Below are 5,284 nucleotides of genomic sequence, written 5' to 3' on the forward strand. Positions count from 1 at the left end.
GGGGAGGGACCGCTTGCCGCAGGCAAGCAGGGTGGGGAGCCCACGTTCAAGCGCAGAGCGTGGACCCGTATTCCCCACCCGGACTGCTTCGCAGTCTGTCCCTCCCCATGAAGGGGAGGGAAACGGCGCATCGCGTCCCCGGACCATGACAAACCCGTCATGACCGCGAATTAAGCTGCCCGGGCGTCTCGCCCCGACTAGCGTCCGCCCATCGCGTTTCGATCGGGGAGAGAACGATGCGTCTTCAATGGGCTCTGCTGACGGCCGCGGCCGCGCTCGGCGCGGGCGCCGCCCAGGCCGCCACCATCGAGATCAAGGACGCGGTGGCCCGGGTCACCGTCGTCCCCGAGGACCGCAGCGACATCAAGATCGAGGTCACCCGGCCGAATTCCAGCCTCCCGCTCACTGTGCGCACCTTCGGCGACCGGACGATCCTGGACGGCAACCTGGAGCGCAAGATCCGCAACTGCCGCAGCTCCGGCGAGAGCTCCTGGGTCGATGTGCATGGCGTCGGCCGGTTCGGCTGGAACGAGATGCCCCAGGTGATCATCCGCACGCCGCGCGACGTGAAGGTCGAGGCCGGCGGGGCGGTGTTCGGCTCGGTCGGCCGCTCGGCCAGCCTCAACCTCGGCAACTCCGGCTGCGGCGACTGGACCATCGGCAACGTCGAGGGTCAGGCCACCATCGGCCAGGCCGGCTCGGGCGACACCCGCATGGGCACCTCCGGCGCGCTGAAGCTGCGCCTGGCGGGCTCCGGCGACGTGGCGGCGGCCGACGTGCGTGGGCCGGTGGACATCACCATCGCCGGCTCGGGCGACGCCATGGTCAAGTCGATGTCGGGTGCGCTGCAGATCAGCATCGCCGGCTCCGGCGACGTGAGCATCGGCGGCGGCCGGGCGACGGAGATGAAGGTCATGGTGGCGGGCTCCGGCGACGTCGACTTCCGCGGAACGGCCGACAGCCTGCGGGCCCGGATCGCCGGCTCGGGCGACGTCCACGCCAATGCGGTGAAGGGCGAGGTCTCCAAGACGATCATGGGCTCGGGCTCGGTCCGCGTCGGCGGCTAGCGACGGTGTGAGGCGCGGGCCTGGCGCCGGCTCGACCGCCGGATGTCGGGTTTGCACCTGAGAGGGGTCTGAACCGGCCACAGGCCTTGACGGACCCGAGTCGCATCGGTATTACCGCGCCTCCTGTTGGACCGGCTGTGTGTTTCTGAGCAATCAGGGATGCAGACGCGGCCCGCGGAACGGCTCGAGACAGTGCTTTCATCAAGCGTTTCGGGAGTAAGCCCTCGCGGGTTCGCGCGGGCCTTAGTCGTTTGTGCGGACTTCGCGTACGAACACCTCTCGAGGGGTTCGGGCTGGTCTTTGAAATGGTCGAGATCACGCGGACGGTCGCCGTCTGTAGGGAAACGTAAGAGCGATATGGATCGTCAGAACATCCGAATTCGGCTCAAGGCCTTCGATCACCGCGTGCTGGACCATTCCACCCGCGAGATCGTCAACACGGCCAAGAGAACCGGCGCGACCGTGCGCGGGCCGATCCCGCTGCCGACGCGCATCGAGAAATTCACCGTCAACCGTTCGCCGCACATCGACAAGAAGTCGCGCGAGCAGTTCGAAATCCGCACGCACAAGCGCGTGCTCGATATCGTCGACCCCACTCCGCAGACCGTGGACGCGCTGATGAAGCTCGACCTGTCCGCCGGCGTGGACGTCGAGATCAAGCTCTAAGGGGATTGATCCGATGCGAACCGGCGTAATCGCCAAGAAACTCGGTATGGCCCGCTTCTTCGATGAAGCCGGGACTCACGTACCGGTGACCGTGCTCAGCCTCGAGGGTTGCCAGGTCGTCGCCCACCGCACCAAGGACAAGGACGGCTATGTGGCCCTCCAGCTCGGCGCGGGCTCCAAGAAACCCAAGAACACCTCCAAGGCGCTCCGCGGTCACTTCGGCAAGGCCGAGGTCGAGCCCAAGCACAAGGTGATGGAATTCCGGGTGTCCGAGGACAACCTGATCGACGTGGGCGCGGAAATCACCGCCGACCACTTCCTCCCCGGCCAGAAGATCGACGTCACCGCGACGACGGTCGGCAAGGGCTTCGCTGGCGCCATGAAGCGCTGGAACTTCGGGGGTCTGCGCGCGACCCACGGTGTGTCCGTTTCCCACCGTTCGCACGGCTCCACCGGTCAGCGGCAGGATCCGGGCCGGACGTTCAAGGGCAAGAAGATGGCCGGCCACCTCGGCCAGGAAACCGTAACCACCCTCAACGTCACCGTCTGGCGCGTCGATGTCGAACGCGGCCTGATCCTGGTGAAGGGCGCCGTCCCCGGCACCGAGGGCACCTACGTCAAGCTCCGCGACGCCATCAAGGCCCGCGCGCCGGAAGGTCTCCCGACGCCGGGCGCCTACCGCAAGGCCGGCCAGCCGTCCGCGATCGAAGCCGCCGAAACGTCGGTCGAAGAGCCCGCCGTGACGGACGCGCCGGCCGGCGACGCCGCGGCGCCGGAAGCTGGGGATCAATCCTAATGAAACTCGACGTCATCAAGCTAGACGGCGGGAAGGGCGGTTCGATCGAACTCCCCGACGACATCTTCGGCATCGAAGAGATCCGCGGCGACATCCTGCAGCGCGTGGTCACCTGGCAGCTGGCCAAGCGCCGGTCGGGCAACCACAAGGTCCAGGTCCGCAACGAGGTCTCCCGGACCTCGAAGAAGATGTACAAGCAGAAGGGCACCGGCGGCGCCCGTCACGGCTCGCGCCGGGCGGCCCAGTTCGTCGGCGGCGCCCGGGCTCACGGCCCGGTGGTCCGCAGCCACGCCTTCGACCTGCCCAAGAAGGTCCGCGCGCTGGCCCTGCGCCATGCGCTGTCCTCCAAGGTCAGGGACGGCTCGCTGGTGATCATGGACAGCGTGGCCCTAAACGACCCGAAGACGGCCGCCCTGCGCGACCAGCTCGGCAAGATCGGGATCACCCACGCGCTGTTCATCGCCGGCGTCGAGGTCGACAACAACTTCAAGCTCGCCGCGCGGAATATCCCGAACGTCGACGTGCTGCCGAACGCCGGCCTGAACGTCTATGACGTGCTGCGCCGCCACACCCTGGTCCTGACCACGGATGCGGTCCAGGCGATCCAGGCGCGCTTCCAGCCTGAGGAGGCCGCGTAATGGCCGTGGAACCCACCGTCCGCCACTACGACACCATCCTGTCGCCGGTGATCACCGAAAAGGCCACGCTGCTCTCGGAGCAGAACAAGGTGGTCTTCCGCGTCGCCGGCGATGCGTCCAAGGACGAGATCGCCGCCGCGGTCGAGGCGCTGTTCAAGGTCAATGTCACGAAGGTCAACACGATCAACGTGAAGGGCAAGACCAAGCGTTTCCGCGGCATCAAGGGCAAGCGGGCCGACATCAAGAAAGCGATCGTGACGCTGGCCGACGGCCAGTCGATCGACATCACGACGGGGCTCTGATCCGATGGCCTTGAAGCAATTCAATCCGACGTCGCCGGGCCGCCGCCAGCTGGTGCTCGTCGACAAGTCCGAGCTCCACAAGGGCCGGCCTGAGAAGTCGCTCGTGGAAGGCCTGACCAAGTCGGGCGGCCGCGGCGGCAGTGGCCGCATCGCCGTCCGCTTCCGCGGCGGGGGCGCCAAGCGCCTCTACCGCATGGTCGACTTCAAGCGCCGCAAGTTCGACATGCCCGGCACGGTCGAACGCCTGGAGTACGACCCGAACCGCTCGGCCTTCATCGCGCGGGTGAAGTACGAAGACGGCGAGCTGGCCTACATCCTGGCGCCGCAACGCCTGAAGGTCGGCGACGCGGTGGTGGCGGCCGAGAAGGCCGACGTTAAGCCCGGCAACGCCATGCCGCTGCGTGGCATGCCGATCGGGACGATCATCCACAACGTCGAGCTGAAGCCCCTGAAGGGCGGCCAGGTCGCCCGTTCGGCCGGGACCTACGCCCAGCTGGTTGGCCGCGACGCCGGCTATGCTCAGATCCGCCTGAACTCGGGCGAGCTGCGCATGGTCATGGACACCTGCATGGCCACGGTGGGCGCGGTCTCGAACCCCGACCACATGAACGAGGTCATGGGCAAGGCCGGCCGCAACCGTCACAAGGGCCGTCGCCCGCACGTTCGCGGCGTCGCCATGAACCCGGTCGACCACCCGCACGGCGGCGGTGAAGGCAAGACCTCCGGCGGCCGTAACCCGGTCACGCCCTGGGGCAAGCCCACCAAGGGCGCCAAGACACGCAAAAACAAGGCGACGGATAAATATATCATCCGCTCGCGTCACGCCAGGAAGGCTCGCTAAGGCATGACCCGCTCTGTCTGGAAAGGCCCGTTCGTGGACGGGTATCTGCTCAAGAAGGCCGAGGCCGTTCTTAATTCCGGCCGCAAGGACGTGATCAAGACCTGGTCGCGCCGCTCGACGATCATGCCCCAGTTCGTGGGCCTGACATTCGGCGTGCACAACGGTCAGAAACACGTCCCCGTGCTCGTCTCCGAAGACATGGTCGGGATGAAGCTGGGCGAGTTCGCGCCCACCCGCTTCTTCCCCGGTCACGCGGCCGACAAGAAGGCCAAGAGGAAGTAAGATGAGCAAGCAAGCCAAGGCCCGCCGTCTTACCGGCGCCGAAGCGATGGCCAAGGTGCGCACCCTGCGCACCAGCGCCCGCAAGCTGAACCTGGTGGCCCAGTCGATCCGGGGCCTGAAGGTGCAGCGGGCGCTGAACGAACTCGAGTTCAGCCATCGTCGTATCGCCAAGGACGTCCGCAAGGCGCTCTACTCGGCGATCTCGAACGCCGAGAACAACCACAACCTCGACATCGACAGCCTGTTCGTCGCCGAGGCCTTCGTGGGCAAGAACCTGATCATGAAGCGCTTCCACGCCCGCGCCCGCGGCCGTGCCTCGCGCGTCGAAAAGCCGTTCAGCGAGATCACGATCGTGGTCCGCGAAGTGGGTGAGGCCGCCTGATGGGTCAGAAAATCAATCCGGTCGGGCTTCGCCTCGGCATCAACCGCACCTGGGACAGCCGCTGGTTCGCCGACGGTCCCGAGTACGGCCGCCTGCTGCACGAGGACATCAAGGTCCGCCGCAACCTGAAGAAGCGCCTGTACCAGGCCGGCGTCTCGCGGATCATCATCGAGCGTCCGCACAAGAAGTGCCGCATCACCATCTATGCCGCGCGCCCCGGCGTGATCATCGGCAAGAAGGGCGCGGACATCGAGAAGCTGCGCAAGGACATCGCGGCCATGACGGACGGCGAGGTTCACCTGAACATCGT

9 protein-coding genes are annotated in these 5,284 nt (G+C 66.7%); all 9 read left to right on the plus strand.

Annotation, left to right across the window (positions count from 1 at the left end; all coding sequences use genetic code 11):
• The first annotated feature begins 236 nt into the window (after positions 1-236).
• On the plus strand, positions 237-1,067 hold the full coding sequence (locus Q0R13_RS08355; RefSeq protein ID WP_293902264.1) for a DUF2807 domain-containing protein: 831 nt from the start codon (positions 237-239) through the stop codon (positions 1,065-1,067).
• Between the two features lie 357 nt (positions 1,068-1,424).
• Entirely contained in the window at positions 1,425-1,733 is a 309-nt protein-coding gene (rpsJ, locus tag Q0R13_RS08360) for a 30S ribosomal protein S10 (RefSeq protein WP_012521787.1), read from the plus strand.
• A 13-nt stretch (positions 1,734-1,746) separates the two neighbouring features.
• Positions 1,747-2,529 carry a 50S ribosomal protein L3 gene (rplC, locus tag Q0R13_RS08365; RefSeq protein ID WP_293902267.1) on the plus strand — a complete coding sequence of 261 codons (783 nt, stop codon included), beginning with the start codon at positions 1,747-1,749 and terminating at the stop codon, positions 2,527-2,529.
• On the plus strand, positions 2,529-3,167 hold the full coding sequence (rplD, locus tag Q0R13_RS08370) for a 50S ribosomal protein L4 (protein ID WP_293902269.1): 639 nt from the start codon (positions 2,529-2,531) through the stop codon (positions 3,165-3,167). The genes rplC and rplD overlap by 1 nt, the downstream gene beginning before the upstream one ends.
• Before the next feature lie 5 nt (positions 3,168-3,172).
• Positions 3,173-3,469, plus strand: a complete 297-nt coding sequence (locus tag Q0R13_RS08375; RefSeq protein ID WP_293902328.1) for a 50S ribosomal protein L23 — start codon at positions 3,173-3,175, stop codon at positions 3,467-3,469.
• A 4-nt stretch (positions 3,470-3,473) separates the two neighbouring features.
• Positions 3,474-4,310 (plus strand): 50S ribosomal protein L2, encoded by an 837-nt coding sequence (gene rplB / locus Q0R13_RS08380; protein ID WP_293902271.1) that lies wholly within the window; start codon positions 3,474-3,476, stop codon positions 4,308-4,310.
• A 3-nt stretch (positions 4,311-4,313) separates the two neighbouring features.
• A complete protein-coding gene (gene rpsS / locus Q0R13_RS08385; RefSeq protein ID WP_293902319.1) occupies positions 4,314-4,592 on the plus strand; it encodes a 30S ribosomal protein S19 in 279 nt (92 codons plus the stop codon).
• A gap of 1 nt (position 4,593) precedes the next feature.
• Positions 4,594-4,974 (plus strand): 50S ribosomal protein L22, encoded by a 381-nt coding sequence (gene rplV, locus Q0R13_RS08390; RefSeq protein WP_293902322.1) that lies wholly within the window; start codon positions 4,594-4,596, stop codon positions 4,972-4,974.
• On the plus strand, positions 4,974-5,284 hold a 311-nt coding region (rpsC, locus tag Q0R13_RS08395; RefSeq protein WP_293902325.1), incomplete at its 3' end, for a 30S ribosomal protein S3. The genes rplV and rpsC, both read left to right, overlap by 1 nt.

Origin of the sequence: Phenylobacterium sp., assembly GCF_025351295.1 — a bacterium.
GTDB lineage: Bacteria > Pseudomonadota > Alphaproteobacteria > Caulobacterales > Caulobacteraceae > Phenylobacterium.